19 protein-coding genes are annotated in these 18,810 nt (G+C 34.7%); 8 read left to right on the top strand and 11 right to left on the bottom strand.

The annotated features are described in order from the left end of the window. Positions 1-20 precede the first annotated feature (20 nt). The 7 genes from ABJF08_RS14155 to ABJF08_RS14125 form a co-directional block, all read right to left on the bottom strand. Complete coding sequence (locus ABJF08_RS14155; protein WP_348116909.1) at positions 21-809, bottom strand: TPM domain-containing protein; 789 nt, start codon at positions 807-809, stop codon at positions 21-23. Continuing rightward, complete coding sequence (locus ABJF08_RS14150; RefSeq protein ID WP_348116908.1) at positions 809-1,246, bottom strand: TPM domain-containing protein; 438 nt, start codon at positions 1,244-1,246, stop codon at positions 809-811. Before ABJF08_RS14150 ends, ABJF08_RS14155 begins: the two co-directional genes overlap by 1 nt. A gap of 2 nt (positions 1,247-1,248) precedes the next feature. Beyond that, positions 1,249-1,860: a LemA family protein gene (locus tag ABJF08_RS14145; protein ID WP_348116907.1), complete on the bottom strand. Its 612-nt coding sequence runs from the start codon at positions 1,858-1,860 to the stop codon at positions 1,249-1,251. 69 nt (positions 1,861-1,929) lie between these two features. Next, positions 1,930-2,766 (bottom strand): helical backbone metal receptor, encoded by an 837-nt coding sequence (locus ABJF08_RS14140; protein ID WP_348116906.1) that lies wholly within the window; start codon positions 2,764-2,766, stop codon positions 1,930-1,932. Further along, a complete protein-coding gene (locus tag ABJF08_RS14135) occupies positions 2,766-2,918 on the bottom strand; it encodes an SsrA-binding protein (protein ID WP_104516637.1) in 153 nt (50 codons plus the stop codon). Before ABJF08_RS14135 ends, ABJF08_RS14140 begins: the two co-directional genes overlap by 1 nt. 103 nt (positions 2,919-3,021) lie before the next feature. Next, the gene (locus ABJF08_RS14130; RefSeq protein WP_348116905.1) at positions 3,022-5,838 is read right to left on the bottom strand and encodes a M56 family metallopeptidase; all 2,817 of its coding nucleotides are present in this window, start codon (positions 5,836-5,838) and stop codon (positions 3,022-3,024) included. 1 nt (position 5,839) lies between these two features. After that, entirely contained in the window at positions 5,840-6,199 is a 360-nt protein-coding gene (locus ABJF08_RS14125) for a BlaI/MecI/CopY family transcriptional regulator (protein WP_348116904.1), read from the bottom strand. A 180-nt stretch (positions 6,200-6,379) separates the two neighbouring features. Between ABJF08_RS14125 and trmD the strand changes: the two genes are divergently transcribed. From trmD to ABJF08_RS14100, 5 genes are all read left to right on the top strand, one after another. Beyond that, the gene (gene trmD / locus ABJF08_RS14120; RefSeq protein ID WP_348116903.1) at positions 6,380-7,060 is read left to right on the top strand and encodes a tRNA (guanosine(37)-N1)-methyltransferase TrmD; all 681 of its coding nucleotides are present in this window, start codon (positions 6,380-6,382) and stop codon (positions 7,058-7,060) included. A 47-nt stretch (positions 7,061-7,107) separates the two neighbouring features. Further along, positions 7,108-7,470 carry a T9SS type A sorting domain-containing protein gene (locus ABJF08_RS14115; RefSeq protein WP_348116902.1) on the top strand — a complete coding sequence of 121 codons (363 nt, stop codon included), beginning with the start codon at positions 7,108-7,110 and terminating at the stop codon, positions 7,468-7,470. Between the two features lie 131 nt (positions 7,471-7,601). Further along, entirely contained in the window at positions 7,602-7,955 is a 354-nt protein-coding gene (gene rplS / locus ABJF08_RS14110; protein WP_298956481.1) for a 50S ribosomal protein L19, read from the top strand. Between the two features lie 385 nt (positions 7,956-8,340). Beyond that, positions 8,341-10,560 (top strand): NADP-dependent isocitrate dehydrogenase, encoded by a 2,220-nt coding sequence (locus ABJF08_RS14105; RefSeq protein WP_348116901.1) that lies wholly within the window; start codon positions 8,341-8,343, stop codon positions 10,558-10,560. 173 nt (positions 10,561-10,733) lie between these two features. Further along, complete coding sequence (locus tag ABJF08_RS14100; protein ID WP_348116900.1) at positions 10,734-11,138, top strand: DUF2306 domain-containing protein; 405 nt, start codon at positions 10,734-10,736, stop codon at positions 11,136-11,138. A gap of 53 nt (positions 11,139-11,191) precedes the next feature. On the opposite strand, the gene ABJF08_RS14095 is transcribed toward ABJF08_RS14100, so the two are convergent. The 3 genes from ABJF08_RS14095 to ABJF08_RS14085 are packed head-to-tail and all read right to left on the bottom strand — an operon-like array spanning position 11,192 to position 14,092. After that, positions 11,192-12,457, bottom strand: coding sequence for a POTRA domain-containing protein (locus tag ABJF08_RS14095; protein WP_348116899.1), 1,266 nt, complete (start codon positions 12,455-12,457; stop codon positions 11,192-11,194). A gap of 11 nt (positions 12,458-12,468) precedes the next feature. Beyond that, on the bottom strand, positions 12,469-13,380 hold the full coding sequence (locus tag ABJF08_RS14090) for a hypothetical protein (protein WP_348116898.1): 912 nt from the start codon (positions 13,378-13,380) through the stop codon (positions 12,469-12,471). Positions 13,381-13,384: 4 nt separating this feature from the next. Beyond that, on the bottom strand, positions 13,385-14,092 hold the full coding sequence (locus ABJF08_RS14085) for a DUF547 domain-containing protein (protein ID WP_348116897.1): 708 nt from the start codon (positions 14,090-14,092) through the stop codon (positions 13,385-13,387). Between the two features lie 182 nt (positions 14,093-14,274). On the opposite strand from ABJF08_RS14085, the gene ABJF08_RS14080 reads away from it, so the two are divergent. Further along, entirely contained in the window at positions 14,275-14,418 is a 144-nt protein-coding gene (locus ABJF08_RS14080) for a hypothetical protein (RefSeq protein WP_348116896.1), read from the top strand. Between the two features lie 18 nt (positions 14,419-14,436). Here the strand turns inward: ABJF08_RS14080 and ABJF08_RS14075 are convergent, their stop codons facing one another. Beyond that, positions 14,437-15,237 carry an MBL fold metallo-hydrolase gene (locus ABJF08_RS14075; RefSeq protein ID WP_348116895.1) on the bottom strand — a complete coding sequence of 267 codons (801 nt, stop codon included), beginning with the start codon at positions 15,235-15,237 and terminating at the stop codon, positions 14,437-14,439. A 262-nt stretch (positions 15,238-15,499) separates the two neighbouring features. Here ABJF08_RS14075 and ABJF08_RS14070 point away from each other — a divergent pair, with 262 nt between their 5' ends. Together ABJF08_RS14070 and ABJF08_RS14065 are read left to right on the top strand one after the other, a co-directional pair. Continuing rightward, on the top strand, positions 15,500-16,966 hold the full coding sequence (locus tag ABJF08_RS14070; protein WP_348116894.1) for an alkaline phosphatase PhoX: 1,467 nt from the start codon (positions 15,500-15,502) through the stop codon (positions 16,964-16,966). A gap of 1 nt (position 16,967) precedes the next feature. After that, complete coding sequence (locus ABJF08_RS14065) at positions 16,968-18,800, top strand: cytochrome c peroxidase (RefSeq protein ID WP_348116893.1); 1,833 nt, start codon at positions 16,968-16,970, stop codon at positions 18,798-18,800. The last annotated feature ends 10 nt before the right edge of the window (positions 18,801-18,810 follow it).

The raw sequence follows: 18,810 nt of genomic DNA, 5'->3' as shown, positions 1-18,810 counted from the left end.
GCGGAATTATATCAATTTTCTTACCAACTACCACCAGCACCACCGCCGCCAAAACCGCCGCCGCCGAAGCCACCAAAACCTCCACCGCCGAAGCCACCTGAAGAACCGCCACCGAAGCTACCGCCGCCAAAACCGCCGCGCCCCATATTACTTAAAATAATAATATCTAGTAATGAACCACCAGAACCTCCTCTACCTCCATTATTACCGTTTCCTTTGTTTTTAACATTCATAATAATGAAAAATATAAACACTCCAAAAACTAATAAAACACTCCATGGAAATGGTTGTGAACTGCCTGCCGTACCTTGAAATTCACCTTGTAAGGTTTCAAAAATAGCATCTGCTCCTAGATTTAAACCGTTGTAATAATTGCTGTTCTTGAAATTAGGAATTAAAACCCTATTCACTATACGCTCTGCATCTCTATCAGACATTCTAGATTCTATACCATAACCTGTATTGATATCTACCTGTCTATCATTTATAGCGAGAATGAGTAATATTCCATTATCCTTTCCTTCCTGTCCTATACCCCATTCTTGTCCCCATCTAGCACCTAAAAGGTCTAACTCTTCACCATTTGAAGACTTAATGGTTGCAAAAACTAGTTGAGTAGAAGTAGTGTCTGCATAGCGTTTTAATTTGTTATTAAGAGATGTTCTTTGAACAGGTGTAAGCACTTGTCCAGCATCATAAACATATGGTGTTTGCGAACTGTTACCTGGCTTTTCTGGAATGGTGAACTGTCCAAAAGCAAGATTTGAAAATCCTATGAATACGATTAAGATTTGGAATAAATACCTCATTAACTTACAGAGATTTCGTCAGGTAGTTCATTTACATCATTCACATCCCATGGAAAATAAGTCGCAAGTTTTTCACCCACGAGCTCTATTCCTTGAACAAGTCCGTTTTGGAATTCGCTTTCGCGAAAGCGAGACAAAACAACATCTCTTACAGACGTCCAGAAGTCATCTCCTACTCTAGCGTGTATACCTTTGTCACCTATGAGGGCAAATTTCTTATCATCTACGGCAACATAGAAAAGAATTCCATTCTCTTCTTTAGTATTATCCATTTTTAATAAATGAAACAACTCTTGAGCGCGAGTGACAGGCTCTTCACAGCGCGATTCTAGATGCACACGTATTTCACCACTGGTCAGTGATTCTGCTTTGCATATGGCTTCTACTATTGCTTTTTCCTGCGCAGCTGTAAGGAAATCTTCTACTTTTACTGACATGATTAATCGTCGCCAAATAAGTCACCTACATCTGGAGCTTTTTCTGAACCTGCGTCTGCCTGATAGAATCCTGAAGGATTAAAATCAAATATGCCTGCTAGTAAATTACCAGGAAATCTTTTTATATGAATATTATAAGATCCTACAGCACCGTTATAGCGATTACGCTCTACGTTAATGCGGTTTTCAGTACGCTCTAATTCATTGATCAACTCAAAGAAATTCTCGTTTGCTTTTAAATCTGGATAGTTTTCATAAGTAGCGAGTAGTCTACTTAAACCAGAACTCACCTGGCTTTGCGCCTGAGAGAATGCCGCTAGATTTTCTTCAGTAAGATTAGTTGCGTCTACATCTATGGCTACTTGAGTAGCTTTGGCTCTTGCTTCTATAACACCTATTAAAGTTTCCTGCTCAAACTCAGCATACTTTTTAGCTGTAGAAACGATGTTAGGAATCAAATCATTACGACGTTGGTAACTGCTCTCAACATTTGCCCACGCGCCGCCCACGTCTTCACTTAAACTTACAGCACTGTTGTACCAGTAAATACCATAAATAACTATTAATCCTAGTATTATTCCTGCTAGACCTAATCCACCACCTATTTTTTGCATCTATATATTTTTTAATTCTTTTATTTATTCTAAAATCAAAGTTACATGAAAATTAGAAATTTGTTTTTCTTAAATAGTTAAGTCGGTATTTTTAGGTTGCAATCCTTTAAGGTATTCTGGTGTTTTTAATAATCTAGAACCATACCAAGAGAACAACTCACCATCTACCACTTTAAAATCTGGTGTAACGTTAGGTTTTATTGGGTCTTGAGATGGCGCTGTTAGAAAGGCTAGTTTCATCTCGGCAATATCATCTGTAGTAAATGGATAAGGCTCTGAAGATAAGAAAACAGCATCTGGCTGTAACTTAATCATCGCTTCCATGTCTAGCTCTGGATATCTAGTAAGATCTAGAGCTGCATTAGAAAAACCTGCTCTAGCCAGCATGTCATTAATAAAAGTACCTGTACCGACTGCCATGTATGGCTTTTTCCATATCAGGTAAAGTGCTTTATGGTTTACTTCTGGTTTTGGCAAGGTCTTAAATGCGCTAGAAATATTGCGTATCAGGGATTTTGCTTTGAACTTAGTTCCTGTTATCTCTCCTACATCTGCTATCATCTCTAGAGCTTGTTCCAGAGTATCGATATCTGATACATAGGTAGGTGCTATGTGATCACAAAATTCAACGATCTTTTGGTTATTTTCTTCTCGATTACAAATAATAAGATCTGGCTGTAATTCTATTATGCGAGATTCTACTATTTTTTTAGTTCCACCTACTACGGTTTTTTCATCTATTAATCCTGCTGGATGTATGCAATAGCGAGTGACACCTACGAGTCTATCTGCTAGACCTAAGTCTATAAGCAATTCTGTCTGAGATGGTACAAGTGATATAATACGTTGTGGTAGCTGATCTAACTCGATCATTCTACCTAATTGATCTGGTATTTTACAAAACATTAATCTAGTGCGTTTTTAGTTACCCATAATTTGTATCCAAAAATTGCCATTTGCAATTTACTTGCTTTAGCTAGATCTAATCGCTTTTTTGTAAAGCTGGGTAAAACCGCTTTATTTAATCGAGCTAGTATTTTGAATACATCTTTCTTCATACATCAAATGTAAGGTTTTGTAAGCCTTTACTTAAGTATTAAATAGTAAAACCCATTCTAAAGGCTAGAATGGGTTTTACAGGTAATCCAAATGAAGTTTTAATTACTTAAACGGCACCATGCTTATAGATGGCGAGTCTGATCCATTTTTAAAGACAATTTTTAATTCTTTATAACCAGCAGTAGATTGATATGCATATTGAGAACCATCGATTTCAAATTTTAATTTAACCAAGCGATCGTTTTTCATACGATGCGTTTTTAATTTAAAAGTATGCCCAGCATCTTCTAGATCTTTTTTAAGATCATCAAATTTCTTTTCAGAAACATCGGTAAGGTAAAATGTTTCTACATCAGTGTTATCAGTATCTGTCTGTGGAAAATCTCCTTGAACAGAGTTCTTAACAACTCCTACTTCATAAGTATATCCTCTTTCTGGTCTTAAAGCATTGAGCACCTCTTTAGGAGTTTCTCGCATTATAACAGGTTCATTTATCACCTCTGCTTTACCATTGTAATAATTACCATCTTTATCAGATAAAGTAATGAAGGCGTTATGCACTTTTACGTTTAAAACTTTATTTTCTAGAGTTATTGAATCAGAAATATCATTTTTTCCATTCATTACACCATTTATAGAAAATATTTTAATTCCCCAACGATTGTAAATTTCGGTACTTTTCCCTTTTACTTGATAATAATGAACTTGACCATTTATATAAGCATAACTTGAACCTTCTGGTTTATTTACATCATTACCTGAAGACTGATACTGAACATCACTACTATATTCAACCTTACTTTTCTTCATTTCTGCTCGCTTTGCTTCCATCTCTGCACGTCTCGCTTCTTTGATTTCCGATCTTTTATTAATTAAAGAATCTCTTCTTTGTTGGTATTGTGACCTTCTTCCTTCTTTAATTTCTGTCCTTTTACTTATTAAGGAATCTCTACGAGCCGCATAACTAGTTTTCATTTCTTCACGTCTCTGAAGCATTTCTTGTTTTTTAGACATTATCGCCGCTCTACGATTATCCATATCGGCATTTTTTGTGGTAATAAGAACGACACCATTCTTTGCCCCATTTCCATAAAGAGAAGTCGCTTCTTTATCTTTTAATACAGTTACACTCTCAATAAGCTTAGGGTCGATAAGGTTGGCTATTTCTGCAGCGGTCTCTTTTCCATTAATTATCATTAAAGGTGGATTTTCACCTAAATCTAACTTTTCAATACTAACATTTTCTGTTATAGTAGTAGAAACACCGTTCTTGTTCGTGTGCACAGTTTTTGGTAAATCAAAATAGATAACATTTAAAGAGTCCAAATGAACGTTTTTCAATCGTGCTTGTATCTTATTTTTAAGAGAATCTACATCAATAAACTGAAATGAATCACTGTTTAACAAACTATCTATATTTTTGCCATTAGTAGATTCCATCATTGAAAAAATAACTGCATTCCTTGCTTCTTCTAGAGCAATCAGCTCTTCCATTTGTGCTAGAGTTATTAAGCTATCACCACTTTTTACTAAAGAATCAGAATCTGATGAATAGGTGTAAGATGAAGTAATTGTAGAATAAGAGTTTTTATTTGCAACACCAGTGCAATCACCCATGCTCCAGGACTTAGAATCTCCCTTAATCACTCCTTTAACACAAATCGATTTTATACCACCTGTAGCACTGTATTCCTGAGAACCTTTATAACCGTTATTGTCATCTATAGAAATCTTGATTCTTACTATTTTCCCTCTTTTTATTTTCAACTTACTGTAGTCAAAATCTACATTGTATTCTTTCTTTAAATAGGTTTTCTTTTCTTCAAGATAATCTTCTGTAGAGGTAGGTTCTATTGAGAAGTTTATGGTGTGATCAAAATCTAAAATAGGATCTTCATTCCACAATTCTTGTGCTGTTTCCACCTCTTCTTCTGCAGTAGTTCTTGCGTTTTTAATTGCATCAATAATAGAGGAATCATCATTATTATTTGTTACAGAATCCATTTGTTGAGCATTTTCATTTTTTACATACTCTATCTCTTCCACCACGTTAAAACTGTAGAGAAAAAGTACGATTACTGGTAATATCAATGCATATTTATAAGCATTCCAGTTGGCTGAAGCTTCTTTTTGTAACATAACAATTCGTTTTTTTATAAAAGGTGTGAAAAAATTATTAGCCAGTGCTGGTTGCATATGGCTTGCGGCGGTACTCAATAATGTGCGCTCGTAGCTTATTCCTGTGGTGTTTTTAATCTTGGCTTTTGAGTCGGCAATAAATTCTAGGTTTTCACCTATCTGCCTCTTTAACAACCACACTAATGGATTGATCCAAAATAAGGCTTTAAAGAGATGCGACGCTATTAAATCTACAGAATGCCATTCTCTCGCATGGACTTTCTCGTGTTCTAAAATCAAATCCAGTTCTGGTGATTGCTGGTCTGACGTAGAGTAACATATATAGTTAAAGAAACTAAAAGGTGTCAGCTTTCGCGAAAGCGTAACTATAACAAACTTACCAGATCTCTTTTTATCACCAGAGCTTATTAAGCTGCGCAGCGAACTTAATTCTACCGTCATTTTACCTATGAAAAATATAGAAATAGCGATGTATAGATAGAAGAATAGCATGGCATAGTCAAAGGTTACTACAGTTTCTTCTACAAAAGGCTGCTGTAAAACAGATGCCATGGGTGTTGCTAGTTGTTGAGGTAAATAAACTATTTGCTCTGGCTGTTCTACATAAACGGTTTGGGTAATTTCTACTAGTGGAAACAGTATACTTGCTGCAATACCTGCTAGCAAAAACCATCTATTTGCGTTAAAAAATGTGAGCCTGCGTAGTAAGAAATGATAAACAAGTACAAATATGCTGAGTACTCCAGCGCTTTTTAAAAGATATTCTATAGCTGTTTCCATCTTATTTTTCTTTAGATTCTATCATTTCTAAAATCTCTCTCAGCTCTGTCGCGCTTATTTTCTCTTCTTTGGCAAAGAAGGAAACCATGTTTTTATAAGAGTTATTAAAGTAACTGGTCATGGCGTTATTTACAAACTTGTTGCGATAGTCTTCTTTTTTAACCACTGGAAAATAACGATGTGTTTTACCGAATGCTTCATAACCCACATACTTCTTCTCTTCTAGCTTGCGCACGATAGTAGAAACGGTGTTATAATGATTAGTTCCCTTTAAATGAGGCACTATTTCTTTTACAAAGGCTTTTTCTAGATGCCAAAGCGTCTGCATTACCTCTTCTTCTTTTTGCGTTAATTTTTCCATTTCTATAAGATTTACCTTGAAACTACTTTTATTGATGAAACAAACATATAACTATTATTATAGTTATCAAACTATTTATGTAGTTATTAAACTAATCGTATAGTTAATTATTGTTATTGACTGTTTATTTTTCTTTTAACAACTTACAATTCATTTAACTTTGCATTAAAATCAAGTATCGTGCGCATAGACATTATAACCGTATTACCAGAATTAATAAGAAGTCCCTTTGAAGCATCCATTTTAAAACGTGGTATAGAAAAAGGTCTTGTAGAAGTACACATGCATGATTTAAGAAAATACGGACTTAATAAATATAATCAAGTAGACGACTATCAATATGGTGGTGGCGCTGGTATGGTAATGATGATAGAGCCACTGGATAAATTAATACATGAGCTTAAAGAAGGTCGTGAGTATGATGAGGTTATATATATGACACCAGATGGTGTGACTCTTAATCAAGGAATGGCCAATCATTTATCGCTCAAGGAAAATATCATGATCATATGCGGTCATTATAAAGGAATCGATCAACGTGTAAGAGATCTTTATATTACTAGAGAGATTTCTATAGGTGATTATGTGCTGTCTGGTGGTGAGTTAGGTGCAGCAGTTTTATGTGATGCATTGATAAGATTAATTCCTGGCGTGATTAGTGATGAGACTAGTGCATTAACCGATAGTTTCCAAGATGGCTTACTTGCTCCACCGGTTTACACGCGTCCTGCAGATTACAAAGGACACAAAGTACCGGATATTTTATTAAGCGGTCACTTAAAAGCGATAGAAGAATGGAGAGAAGAAAAAGCCTTTGAAAGAACACGTGAACGAAGACCTGACCTTTTAAATGAGGATTAGTATCAAAAATTGGTTAAAAAGTTTTAACTTTACGATACAATATTATTATGAATAGAATTTTACTCTTTATTTTATTAAGCGTTTTTACGTTATCACAGAGCACTGCTACTTCACAAAAAGACAGCAATGACTCTACTATTACTGTGAAAACAGATAAGGAAAAAGAAAAATTGACCGTTCTTACTAATCCTGTAAAGGATGGCTATTTAAAAATAACTTTTACTAGTACTCATAGTAATGACATTACTCTTACGATAATTAACTCGTTGGGAAAACAAGTATATAATGCAAAAAGAGGTGTAAACAGCGATGTACAAACCTTTGATGTTTCTAAGCTTACTGCTGGTATATACTTTTTAAGAGTGAGTACTTCTTCTTCTAACTTTGTAAAAAAGCTGATCATACGATAATTGATATTTAAAAACTCTAGTTTTTATTTGTCAGTTTATAACAAGTTTGTATTTTTGCAGCTCGTAAAAATTAACCTCTGACGATAATCGTGCATGTTATTCATTACTCAATCTAATTAATTCCTATTTAAATGGAAAAGTTAATAAAATTCGTACAAGACGAATTCGTAGAAAAAAAAGATTTACCTAAATTCTCAGCTGGTGATACGATCACTGTATTTTATGAGATTAAAGAAGGTGAAAAAAGTCGTACTCAGTTCTTCCGTGGAGTTGTTCTTCAATTAAGAGGTACTGGAGCTACAAAAACTTTTACAATTAGAAAAATGTCTGGTAACATAGGTGTAGAACGTATCTTCCCATTAAACTTACCAGCTATTCAGAAAATCGAAGTGAACAAGTATGGAGCTGTACGTAGAAAGCGTATCTTCTACTTCAGAGAACTTACTGGAAAGAAAGCACGTATCAAAGAAGCGCGCAGAAAGTAATCTTTCTACCACATATATTAAAAAGCTGTCCAGATCGGGCAGCTTTTTTTTGTGCTCAAAATTTAAAATTGGTAATCAACTAACTCACCTTGACTTTTTATCACATAGTTCTAGTATGAAAGAAATTGCGTTTTTAATTCAGCATCGAGCTAACAAACTTATAAAATCACACATCGATAAAATACAGAGGAAAAATGCGTTCTTATTTTTAAATTAATAAAATAACAGCCCTGATTTTATCAATCTCATAATTCATATCACATTACTAAGGATAAGCTAAATCAGTTTTAAAAACCTTACCAAAACCTTATATTTGTCTACTGCACATTTACATCGCAAACGATTGAATATGCTACATTAATTTTTAACCTTAACCCTATACAACATGGCAGATCAACCTAAGATCATATATACAAAAACAGATGAAGCACCAGCACTAGCAACTGCTTCTTTCTTACCTATCATTAAAAAATTTATCGCTCCTGCAGGAATTGATATTGAGACTAGAGACATCTCACTTGCTGGTAGAATACTTGCTGTTTTCCCAGAAAGATTAAAGGAAGATCAAAAACACGATAATGCTCTTGCAGAGTTAGGTGACTTAGTAAAACAACCTGATGCAAATGTTATCAAATTACCTAACATATCTGCATCTGTACCTCAACTTAACGATGCTATAGAAGAATTACAGGCAAAAGGATATGATATTCCTAACTATCCTGAAGATCCACAAACGGACGAGGAGAAAGATGCTAAGTCTCGTTATGATAAAATAAAAGGTAGTGCGGTAAACCCAGTATTACGTGAAGGTAACTCTGACCGTCGTGCTCCTAAACCTGTAAAGCAATACGCTAGAAATAATCCACACTCTATGGGTGCGTGGAGTAGTGATTCTAAATCTCATGTTTCTACTATGACAGCAGGAGATTTTGCTCACAATGAAAAAAGTTTTACCACTAGCAAAGCTACTACTGTAAACATACAACTGGTAGATAAAGCAAACAGAACTCACGTACTTAAAGAAGGTCTTGAATTATTAGAAGGTGAAATTCTAGATGGTACCTTTATGAGTAAAGATGCTTTAATAGAATTTCTAGAAGAACAAATAGATGACTCTCTTGAGAAAGATGTACTTTTCTCTTTACACATGAAAGCAACTATGATGAAGGTTTCTGACCCTATCATCTTTGGACACGCAGTAAAAGTATTTTTCAAACCTTTATTTGATAAATACGCTACAGTATTCAATAAATTAGGAGTAGACGTAAATAATGGATTTGGTGATCTATTAAGTAAACTTCATGAATTACCTGAATTAGAAAGAGAAGAGATTCAAGACGAAATACGCAAAGTATTAGAACACAGACCATCTCTTGCTATGGTAAATAGCGACCATGGTATTACTAATCTACATGTACCTAGTGATGTAATTATTGACGCTTCTATGCCAGCAATGATTAGAAACTCTGGTCAGATGTGGAATAAAGAAGGTAAATCTCAAGATACTAAAGCCGTTATTCCAGATAGCTCTTATGCTGGTATTTATGACGCAACTATAGAGTTTTGTAAAAAGAACGGTGCCTTTGACCCTGTAACAATGGGAACAGTACCTAACGTAGGACTTATGGCTCAAAAAGCTGAAGAATACGGTTCTCACGACAAGACATTTGAAATCGGTTATGGTGGTAAGGTACAAGTAGTAGATGCAGACGGTACTGTATATCTAGAGCACGATGTAGAGGCTGGAGATATATGGAGAGCATGTCAAACTAAAGATGCACCTATCCAAGACTGGGTAAAGCTAGCTGTTTCTAGAGCTCGCGCTACTAATGATCCTGCTATTTTCTGGTTAGATGAGAACAGAGCTCACGATGCAGAAATCATTAAAAAAGTAAATCTTTACCTTAAAGATCACGATACAGAAGGACTAGACATTACTATCGCATCTCCTATTAAAGCTACAGAGCGTACTTTGAGAAGAATGAAAGATGGTGAAGATACTATCTCTGTAACTGGTAATGTATTGAGAGATTACAATACAGATTTATTCCCTATTCTAGAAGTAGGTACTAGTGCAAAAATGCTTTCTATCGTTCCATTAATGAATGGCGGTGGGCTTTTTGAAACTGGTGCTGGTGGTAGTGCTCCTAAGCATGTACAGCAGTTTGAACAAGAAAATCACTTGCGTTGGGATTCTCTAGGAGAGTTTCTTGCTCTAGCGGTTTCTTTAGAACACCTTGCTATTTCTAATAAAAATGAAAAAGCACAAATCATTGCTGACGCGCTAGATAGAGCTACTGAAAAGTTCTTAACTAATAGAAAATCTCCATCTCGTAAAGTAAACGAGCTAGATAATAGAGGTTCTCATTACTACCTTGCAACATACTGGGCACAAGAACTAGCAGACCAAGATCTAGATGAAGAACTTGCTGCACAATTCTCTCCTCTTGCAAATAAACTTGTTGAGAATGAAGAAACGATTACTAGCGAATTAATCGCTGTACAAGGAAAAGCGATGGACATAGGTGGTTATTACCTACCTAATCCAGAAAAAGAAGAAGCTGCGATGAGACCTAGTGCTACATTAAATGCTATCATAGACTAATTATAAAGGCACAAAAGCTTTATATAATTATCGGTTTTAAAAATCCCCAAGCTTCGCTTGGGGATTTTTTTTATCTCTCGATATGACAATTGAGTAACCTATTTATACAAGTCAGACCATTTAAAAATATTAAAGCTGCTTAACACATCTATATTTGACAGAAAACCTAGAACATGCAAGATCACTACTCTACGCTTTATTATACATTAATGTACATACATTTACTCACAGTAATTCCGTGTGTATTTATAGGCGCCTACCTTTTACTCTTTAGCAAAGGAACTAAATGGCATAGATCGTTAGGTAAATATTATATGATCTCTATGATGGTAACTGCTATTGTTTCCTTGTTTATGCCAGCTATGGTAGGACCACAATTTCTCAGTCATTTTGGATACATTCACTTATTCAGTATTCTTACTTTATGGTCTGTACCTACGGCATATATAGCGGTTAGAAAAGGTCAAATCAAAAAGCATAAAATTAAAATGGTTTTACTTTATATAGGCGCTTTAATGATAGCTGGCGGCTTTACATTCGTACCTGGTCGTTTTATGTACGAGGTCTTTTTTGGGTAGTATGATTCTGTAGATCTCGCTTTCGCGAAAGCGGAATAAACATCATTATCTTACTAAAAATACTGTCCTATCCCAAAGACAAAACCCTGCGTAGCATCTGGCGTGACACCTACTCCATAATCTATTCTAAAAATAGTATTGAAGATACGTTTATGAATAAAACGCAAACCTATACCTGGATATACTCTTATATTTTGAGACTCGCCAAAATCGGTTAATTCTCCTCCTGGATTTCTCCACGTCCCAGCATCTAAAAAGGCATTACCCTGCAGTACAAACCAGTCCTTATCTATAAAAGAATGACGGTATTCTGTATTTAAAACAATTGCCGCCGTACCTCTATCGATGGTATTACCGACACCGCGTATATTCAAATTGTTATCTACCGCAAATGGCGCAAAAGGAGAATCGTCATTAGTAGAAAAACCTACTCTTAAACGATTTGCCCAGTTACCACGCTCTCCTATTCTATGAAAGTACGTGAAATCATTTCTCCATATAGTAAAACTAGGCAACGCACTATCAGAACTATCTACGTATTGTAAATTAAAGAGACTCTTAAACCCTTCATGATACTGGTAGTAACTATTTACACCATTATATTCGTAAATAAACTTAGCTAGAAATTTACTTACTTCTAGATTTTGTGGAACTGTAGTAGATGTAGCGCCGCTTAAGTAATTGTATTTCTCAGTAAAGGTGCTCAAGGCTACCTCGGCACGATGGTTTAAACTTAACTGATGTAGAACTCCTGCGGTAAAAGAGACATTATTATATTTATACTGTGCTACCTCATTATTAAAGAAAACAGGTTCTTCTGTTGTGAGCGATTGTGCCATAAAGGATAATCCCCACTTTTTATTAATTAAATAAGGCGCTCTTATATTAAGACCATAAGAATCAAAAATGTCTTTTTGATAGAAAATACCTAAAGCAATGCCTTTTCCTAAAGTATTAAATTCGGTAACACCTAGTCGGTAAGCCACCTCATCTTCATCTGTGGTATAAAAATTAAAATATGGGATAATGGTAAAATTCTCTTGTACACCGTACACTATTTTATAATCGCTTTCTACTTTATGCACTTGATAATAAGCATGTGCAATCCCAGCTTCACGTTTTAGTCTTATGATATCATTTTCTAATAGCGTGCTATCTAGTTGCTGTCCTATCTTTAAATTAATGATAGATTTTATATAAGATGTTTTAGTCTTTTTATTATCCTGTATTACTATTTCTTGGATAATCTGACCATATGAAAAGACACTTACCAATAGCAACGCTAGAGTGATAAGTGTCTTAAATTCTTTATGAAACAATGTTTCTTTTTTTAAAGTACAAGTCGCAAACCTAAATTAAAAGTCTCTCCTAATCCTGTATTATTACCTCTTACAAAGTTAGTATAAAGTGTCTCTACATTAAGCTCTTTAGTTAATTGATATTTAAGACCACCACCTAATGCAGTAAAATCTTGTTCAAAATTATTTCCTAAATCGATACGCTGCGAGTGTTGCGCTAGTGCTAGAATAGTAAATTTAGAAGAAGGGAAATAACTTAAGAATATTCCTGGTGTCAAGTTTAAACTGTTATTTGCAAAACTACCATCTACTTGTACTCCATCGTTATTAAATTCTGCATCTTTACCTAAACTGAATTCAGAATTCAACTCAGCAAATATTTGCCAGTCCTTACTTGGGAATGTGTAATCGTAGAAAAATCTATTCTGAATACGAAAACTTTTCTGAGCTAGAAACACACCATCTTTCACCTCATCTTTAACTAGCGGTATAAAAACAGAACTCTGAATAGAAAAATTATTTATAGATTTAAAAGGAACAAATTTTACAGACGGTGCAAAAGCTGTAAGACCAGACGCTCGCTCACCTTCTATATTTTGAAAACGCAAAGCCTCTAACGGCCATTTATCACGTATAACATTACTACGCAACTCTAGAATAACACCTACATTCCATTTCTTATTATTACCTACTCCGGTATAAGCCTCTAAAGTAGAAGTGAAAAATGTCTGTCTTGCTTCTCTCCCATCACTGAAGGTACTTTCTGTTTGAGTATAAAGGTTATTGAACCATTTAATATCATACTGCCCTTTACCTATCAACTTTGACGGTGTTAGAGTTTGTATTACAGATCCTTCTTCTTCATTATCTTCTTGTGCTTGTACTGTGCATAATGTAAGTACAAATGCTGCTAGCAGCCATAGGTTGGTTGTTTTAATCTTCATGGTTTTACTTTTTATTGATTTTCCAGTTGTATGGATAATATTTGATTTTAGTATTTGCTGTAAATGGTACTTTTCGATATTTATTTATAAAATCTATAGTTTTGCCATCTTTCTCAAAGTCTGCTTTGTACCATTCAAATATTTGGGATACCGCTACTTTTTTACCTGGCTTAATAAATTTATCGTTATTAATAGCAAGCTTAGTCTGTTGCTCTAATTGAGCATTTAGTGTAGATGGTAAATAAGCTTTAGATATTAAAGGTGGACAGCCCACTGCTCCACATACTAATACAAAATGAAATCTTGCATCCTTAAATTTTGCACGTAACATCTTATTCTCGATATCATTTAAAGTAATATTCTCACCAGCAATAGAGTATTTTGTTTTATCAAAAAAACCAGCTTTATCTAGTGGAGAAGAAATAGGGTAATTATCTACCAAACCTTTTATCACATGCAGATTATAAGCATTTATCCAGAATGCCTGGAAATCATTTGCGCTAGATGAGCTTACTCTTATCTCTTGAGATAAAGTAACTAATTGATCTAATTCACTTCTATCAGCATGTATAGAACTGTAATCTACTTTACCACTTTTCACATGTTTCCCTAAAAAGGAATCTAATTTATTGTGAAAAGAACTTAAATTCTGTGCGGTTCCTATACTTCCTATTAGTAGTATTATTAAGAAACTATATAATTGGTTTTTCATGTTTTTAATTTTTATCAAAATTAGACTTGTTTGTTATTACTAGCATTCTTTAAGTTATCATTTAAACTTCAAGTATTATCACAAGAGTATAACAGTTAACTACCATCTTACTAGTGACGCTATGTTACGCTGCAAACATAGTTTCATATACCTGTTTCTATTTGACATATTATGCCTTTACGATGCTATATTTTTCCCGTTTAATGGATTCATGGAGTGTAATTTTAAGATATCCGCTTTCGCGAAAGCGAGAACAACACCATCTACACCTCATTTTAAGACATAAAAAAAGAGAAATACCACTTGAGTATTTCCCTTTAGATTAAAAATATGTAAATCCTTGATTATTCCGTAGCTGCTGGATACCAGTTTAAAAGAGTTACCTCTATATCACTGTTGGTATCATTAATCATTTGTTTGAATTTTTCCACATCTTGAAATCCTTCTGTACCACGGTAATGATAAGGTACTACTTCTTTAGGCTGGAATTCTAAAACAGCATTTGCTGCCTGATCTATATCCATCGTGTACGGTAAATTCATACATACGAAGGCTTTGCCTATGTTCTTCAAGGCTCTCATTTCTGGAATATCTTCTGTGTCTCCAGATATATAGATACGGTATCCGTTTTTCTCGAGTACATATCCATTACCTCTTCCCTTTACATGTTTATCTAATCGACCTTCTGTAAGGTTATACATAGGTATCGCTTCTATTGTTAAATCATTAACCGTAGTGGTCTCTCCATTATTGATTACAAATGCAATTTGATCTTCTTTAATCTTTTCATTAACAGCACTAGGAACAACTAACTCTGTTTTTTCACCTCGCACAGCGGTCAAAGTTTCTGCATTTAAATGATCTCCATGAATATCTGTTACTAGAATAAGATCTGCAGCAGGCATTCCCTCAAAGGCAGCGGCTCCACCTATTGGGTCTATATAAATAATCTGCCCATTCCAGTCTATTACAAATGTGGCATGTGACACAGGCATTACCTTTACGTCATTAGTCGCAACAGCATCTTTAATATCTACTTGTTCTGTTGTAGAGCTCGCGTCTTCTATAATAGTCTCTTCCTTGTTTTCTTTACAAGACATCGCCATAATAGAAGCGGCGGTTAATGTGATCCATACTTTTTTCATCGTTCTTATTTTAATTAATCCAAAATTAAGAACACCACAATAGGTTTTACATAAAAAAAACTAAAATGATTGATTTAACAACTAACACTTTAAGATTAAGTAAGATAAACACATTTCATAAACCTTAAATTAAAATAGATAACCATTCTCTAACTTAAAATCACGCGATCGATAACAAATTTGTAAAACAAGCTTCATCTTCAGTTCTCATGTTTTAAATCAGTTAAAAATAAATTTGGCCAACTAAAAAACAACTAATAAAATGAAAACAAAATCTTTACTTTTTGCAGCTGCAGGAATAATAGGGCTAACAGCATGTAACGATGACGATAATCAAGTTATTAATCCGCAGGCTGAAAATGTAGAATTAAGAGCACATTCAGTTACACCTAATTTCTTAAAAACTACTTCAGAATTTTCTTCTGTAAACGTTTACCCTATTCTTTCTAGTCAGGATCAATTGAGTGAAACTCCAGAATTCGTTTACGGTTCTATGGCAGACGGTTTAGGATTAATTTATAATGCAGACCAGCAAGACTACACTCTAATTAACAATATTGAGGCAGACTATTCTATCGCTCGTTTAACTTTAGATAATACTTTTAAACCAGTAGCTGGAGAATACATATTAAATGAAGAAGCAACAGGTTCTACAGCACAGTGTTCTGGTTCTTTAATTACTGTAGATGAGCATGGTTTCGGCCCACTTTACCTTTCTGGTGGAGAATGGGGTGGCGCTTCAAAAGGTGTTTTTGCCACTGAAATAACTAAACACACCTCTTCTAGAATGTTTCCAGAAATGCTTACAGCTATGGGACAGTGGAGTACAGAAAATGCCGTTGCTATAGGTAAAGATGCTTATAATGATAAAACAGTAGTATTTATAGGTGATGACCACTCTGATAACAATATCCCATCTGGACAGTTAGGTATGTATGTAGGTGATCGCGGTGATTTATATAATGGTAGTGTTTACGGTTTAAAAGTAGATACTGCAGGAATCAACTTTGAAGTTGATATGGTAGAAGGACAGTCTTATGATGCCTCTTTTGTAGAATTAACAGAAAAAAACATAGACCTACTAGATGCTGAAGCTAAGAGCAAAGGAGTTATGGGATTCTCTAGACTGGAAGATATAGACTGGAGACGTGGCGATAGTGATAATCAGAGAGAGATTTACTTTGCAGTAACTGGACGTAAACAAGACGCTCTAGTAGGTAAAGGCTCATTATACGGTCGTGTATACCGAGTAGAATTAAACGATACAGACCCTACTGGACCTGCAAAAATAACTTGCGTTCTAGATGGTGATAAAATAGGTGGCGCTGCATGGGGTTTCCATAGTCCAGATAACATTCTTGTGACAGAGAACTATGCTTATATTCAGGAAGATCCTAACGGTTATTATGATGATGCTGTAAGAAATCACTACGCTAGATTATATCAGTATAATTTAAACACAGGTGAACTTAAAGTAGTCTTAGAATGTGACCAGGTTAGTGCAACTGCAGCAGGAATAGGTAGTGAAACAAGTGTATGGGAAATAACCGGAATGATAGACGTATCTGACCAAGTAGGAATAGATGGCACTTTTATGGTAGTTACCCAAAATCACGGTTGGGAACCTGCAGACGGTAGCGCTTTCTCTGACCCTAATGCAGTAACTAACATGGCTAGCAGTAGAAAAGAAGGAAGTATTTTATATGTTCTAACTGGATTAGATAGATAAGATGACATTATTATATTTAAACATCATAAAGAAGACCTGCTTTGCCGCAGGTCTTCTCTTATTAATGATATCTTGCAAACAAGAGTCACCTCAATACGTTACACAAGTAGAGCTGCAGCCCTCTTTGCAACTGCAAGATTTATTTATCAATGACCTTATCTCTTGCGATAGCTATATAGATTCTCTTAGATCTACTAGTAACGTAGACAGTTTAAAATTTTATTATAAAAAAGCACGTGTAGAATTCAAAAAGATGGAACCTATACTGTCGTTTCAAGATTTGAACAACTATAATTTCTTAAACGCTCCTAACATTATTAAAGTAGAAGAAGAAGATCTTACAGATATAAAAATTAGCAATCCTAGCAGTTTTCAGACACTAGAAGAAAACATCTTCAGCGACACACCAGACGTTGTATTTATACATAAAACAGCTGGTAAATTACAGTCTAGATTACAGGTTCTCATTAGAAATACGGACATAAAATTCTTTAAACCTTACCATATTTTATGGTTAGTACGTAAACAATTTATACGCACTGCCACTACAGGTGTTACTGGTTTTGACTCACCTGTATTAGAAAATAGTTTGATGGATGCTGTTACCGCTTTCGCGAAAGCGGAACAAATATTAAACCTCTATGATCATAACTTTAAAAACGATCAATTAAAAAATACTTGGAAACAAAAATTCCATGACTCAAAAGAATTTCTAGAAACTAGTAATTTTGAAGAATTCAATCGATACGAATTCATAAAATTACACATAGATCCAATGTTGGTTTTATGGAACAAAACCGCAAAAGACTGGCAGGTTAATTTCCCTTTACAAATGGCTATCGATAATAACGCAAGTAGTTTATTCTCTAAAGAAGCACTGTCTATAGATTATTTTGCAGGTCATAAAGTAACACCGTTAACAGAGGATAAAATAGCTTTAGGAAAACGCCTTTTTAATGATAATAATTTGTCGTCTTCTAAAGAAATAAGTTGCGCTACCTGCCATAAAAGTGACCTAGCCTTTTCTGACGGACTAGCCATACCCAAAGGTCTTACTCGCAATAGTCCTAGTCTCACATACAGTGCATATCAACAAGATTTTTTCTATGATAAAAGAGCCGGTAGCCTAGAAGGACAAATAGTATCTGTTATTAATAATACACAAGAATTTCATTCAGATTTAAAAGGCTTTACAAAGTATATCCATGAAGACTCTGATTATATAACAGCCTTTAAAACAGCTTACAACACTACCATTAATCAAAATACGGTAAGAACAGCAATTGCAAATTATGTACGCAGTCTTAATTACTGGAATTCAAAATGGGATCGCAACATTAGAAATGAGGTCAACACACTTACCTATTCAGAGATTAATGGTTTTAACCTCTTTAATGGTAAAGCAAAATGTGCTACTTGTCATTTTGCCCCTATATTTAATGGTACCGTTCCACCAGATTTTATGGAAACCGAATTAGAACATCTAGGTGTACCATCAAAGTCTGTCACAGAAAATGCCATTATTGATGAAGATCTTGGAAGATTTAATCTATATAAAACTGAAAATAGAAAACACTTCTTTAAAACGCCTAGTCTTAGAAATGTAGCATTAACTGGTCCGTACATGCATAACGGAGCATACAAAACTCTAGAAGATGTGATAGAATTTTATGATCTAGGCGGTGGTTATGGTATAGGTATTACAGATCAAGAATACCAAACGCTACCGACAGACCCATTAAACTTAACAGATCAAGAAAAAACAGATCTTATTAACTTCATGAATACACTTACTGACCAAGAGTTTCTAAAAGAAACCTACACCGCTAAGTAAATTAAACTTA

The sequence above is a fragment of the Nonlabens sp. genome (genome assembly GCF_039941875.1).
Classification (GTDB): Bacteria; Bacteroidota; Bacteroidia; order Flavobacteriales; family Flavobacteriaceae; genus Nonlabens.
Note: the sequence above shows the minus strand (reverse complement) of the source record. Positions and strands in the feature narration are given on the sequence as shown.

Bases quoted from the DNA above. Each gene is read 5' to 3' on its own strand.
- ABJF08_RS14115 (WP_348116902.1), top strand. From the start codon at position 7,108: ATGAATAGAATTTTACTCTTTATTTTATTAAGCGTTTTTACGTTATCA.
- ABJF08_RS14080 (WP_348116896.1), top strand. From the start codon at position 14,275: ATGCTATATTTTTCCCGTTTAATGGATTCATGGAGTGTAATTTTAAGA.
- ABJF08_RS14070 (WP_348116894.1), top strand. From the start codon at position 15,500: ATGAAAACAAAATCTTTACTTTTTGCAGCTGCAGGAATAATAGGGCTA.
- ABJF08_RS14085 (WP_348116897.1), bottom strand. From the start codon at position 14,092: ATGAAAAACCAATTATATAGTTTCTTAATAATACTACTAATAGGAAGT.
- ABJF08_RS14145 (WP_348116907.1), bottom strand. From the start codon at position 1,860: ATGCAAAAAATAGGTGGTGGATTAGGTCTAGCAGGAATAATACTAGGA.
- ABJF08_RS14065 (WP_348116893.1), top strand. From the start codon at position 16,968: ATGACATTATTATATTTAAACATCATAAAGAAGACCTGCTTTGCCGCA.
- ABJF08_RS14100 (WP_348116900.1), top strand. From the start codon at position 10,734: ATGCAAGATCACTACTCTACGCTTTATTATACATTAATGTACATACAT.
- ABJF08_RS14090 (WP_348116898.1), bottom strand. From the start codon at position 13,380: ATGAAGATTAAAACAACCAACCTATGGCTGCTAGCAGCATTTGTACTT.
- ABJF08_RS14140 (WP_348116906.1), bottom strand. From the start codon at position 2,766: ATGTTTTGTAAAATACCAGATCAATTAGGTAGAATGATCGAGTTAGAT.
- ABJF08_RS14135 (WP_104516637.1), bottom strand. From the start codon at position 2,918: ATGAAGAAAGATGTATTCAAAATACTAGCTCGATTAAATAAAGCGGTT.
- ABJF08_RS14150 (WP_348116908.1), bottom strand. From the start codon at position 1,246: ATGTCAGTAAAAGTAGAAGATTTCCTTACAGCTGCGCAGGAAAAAGCA.
- ABJF08_RS14125 (WP_348116904.1), bottom strand. From the start codon at position 6,199: ATGGAAAAATTAACGCAAAAAGAAGAAGAGGTAATGCAGACGCTTTGG.
- ABJF08_RS14105 (WP_348116901.1), top strand. From the start codon at position 8,341: ATGGCAGATCAACCTAAGATCATATATACAAAAACAGATGAAGCACCA.
- ABJF08_RS14155 (WP_348116909.1), bottom strand. From the start codon at position 809: ATGAGGTATTTATTCCAAATCTTAATCGTATTCATAGGATTTTCAAAT.
- ABJF08_RS14075 (WP_348116895.1), bottom strand. From the start codon at position 15,237: ATGAAAAAAGTATGGATCACATTAACCGCCGCTTCTATTATGGCGATG.
- ABJF08_RS14130 (WP_348116905.1), bottom strand. From the start codon at position 5,838: ATGGAAACAGCTATAGAATATCTTTTAAAAAGCGCTGGAGTACTCAGC.
- rplS (WP_298956481.1), top strand. From the start codon at position 7,602: ATGGAAAAGTTAATAAAATTCGTACAAGACGAATTCGTAGAAAAAAAA.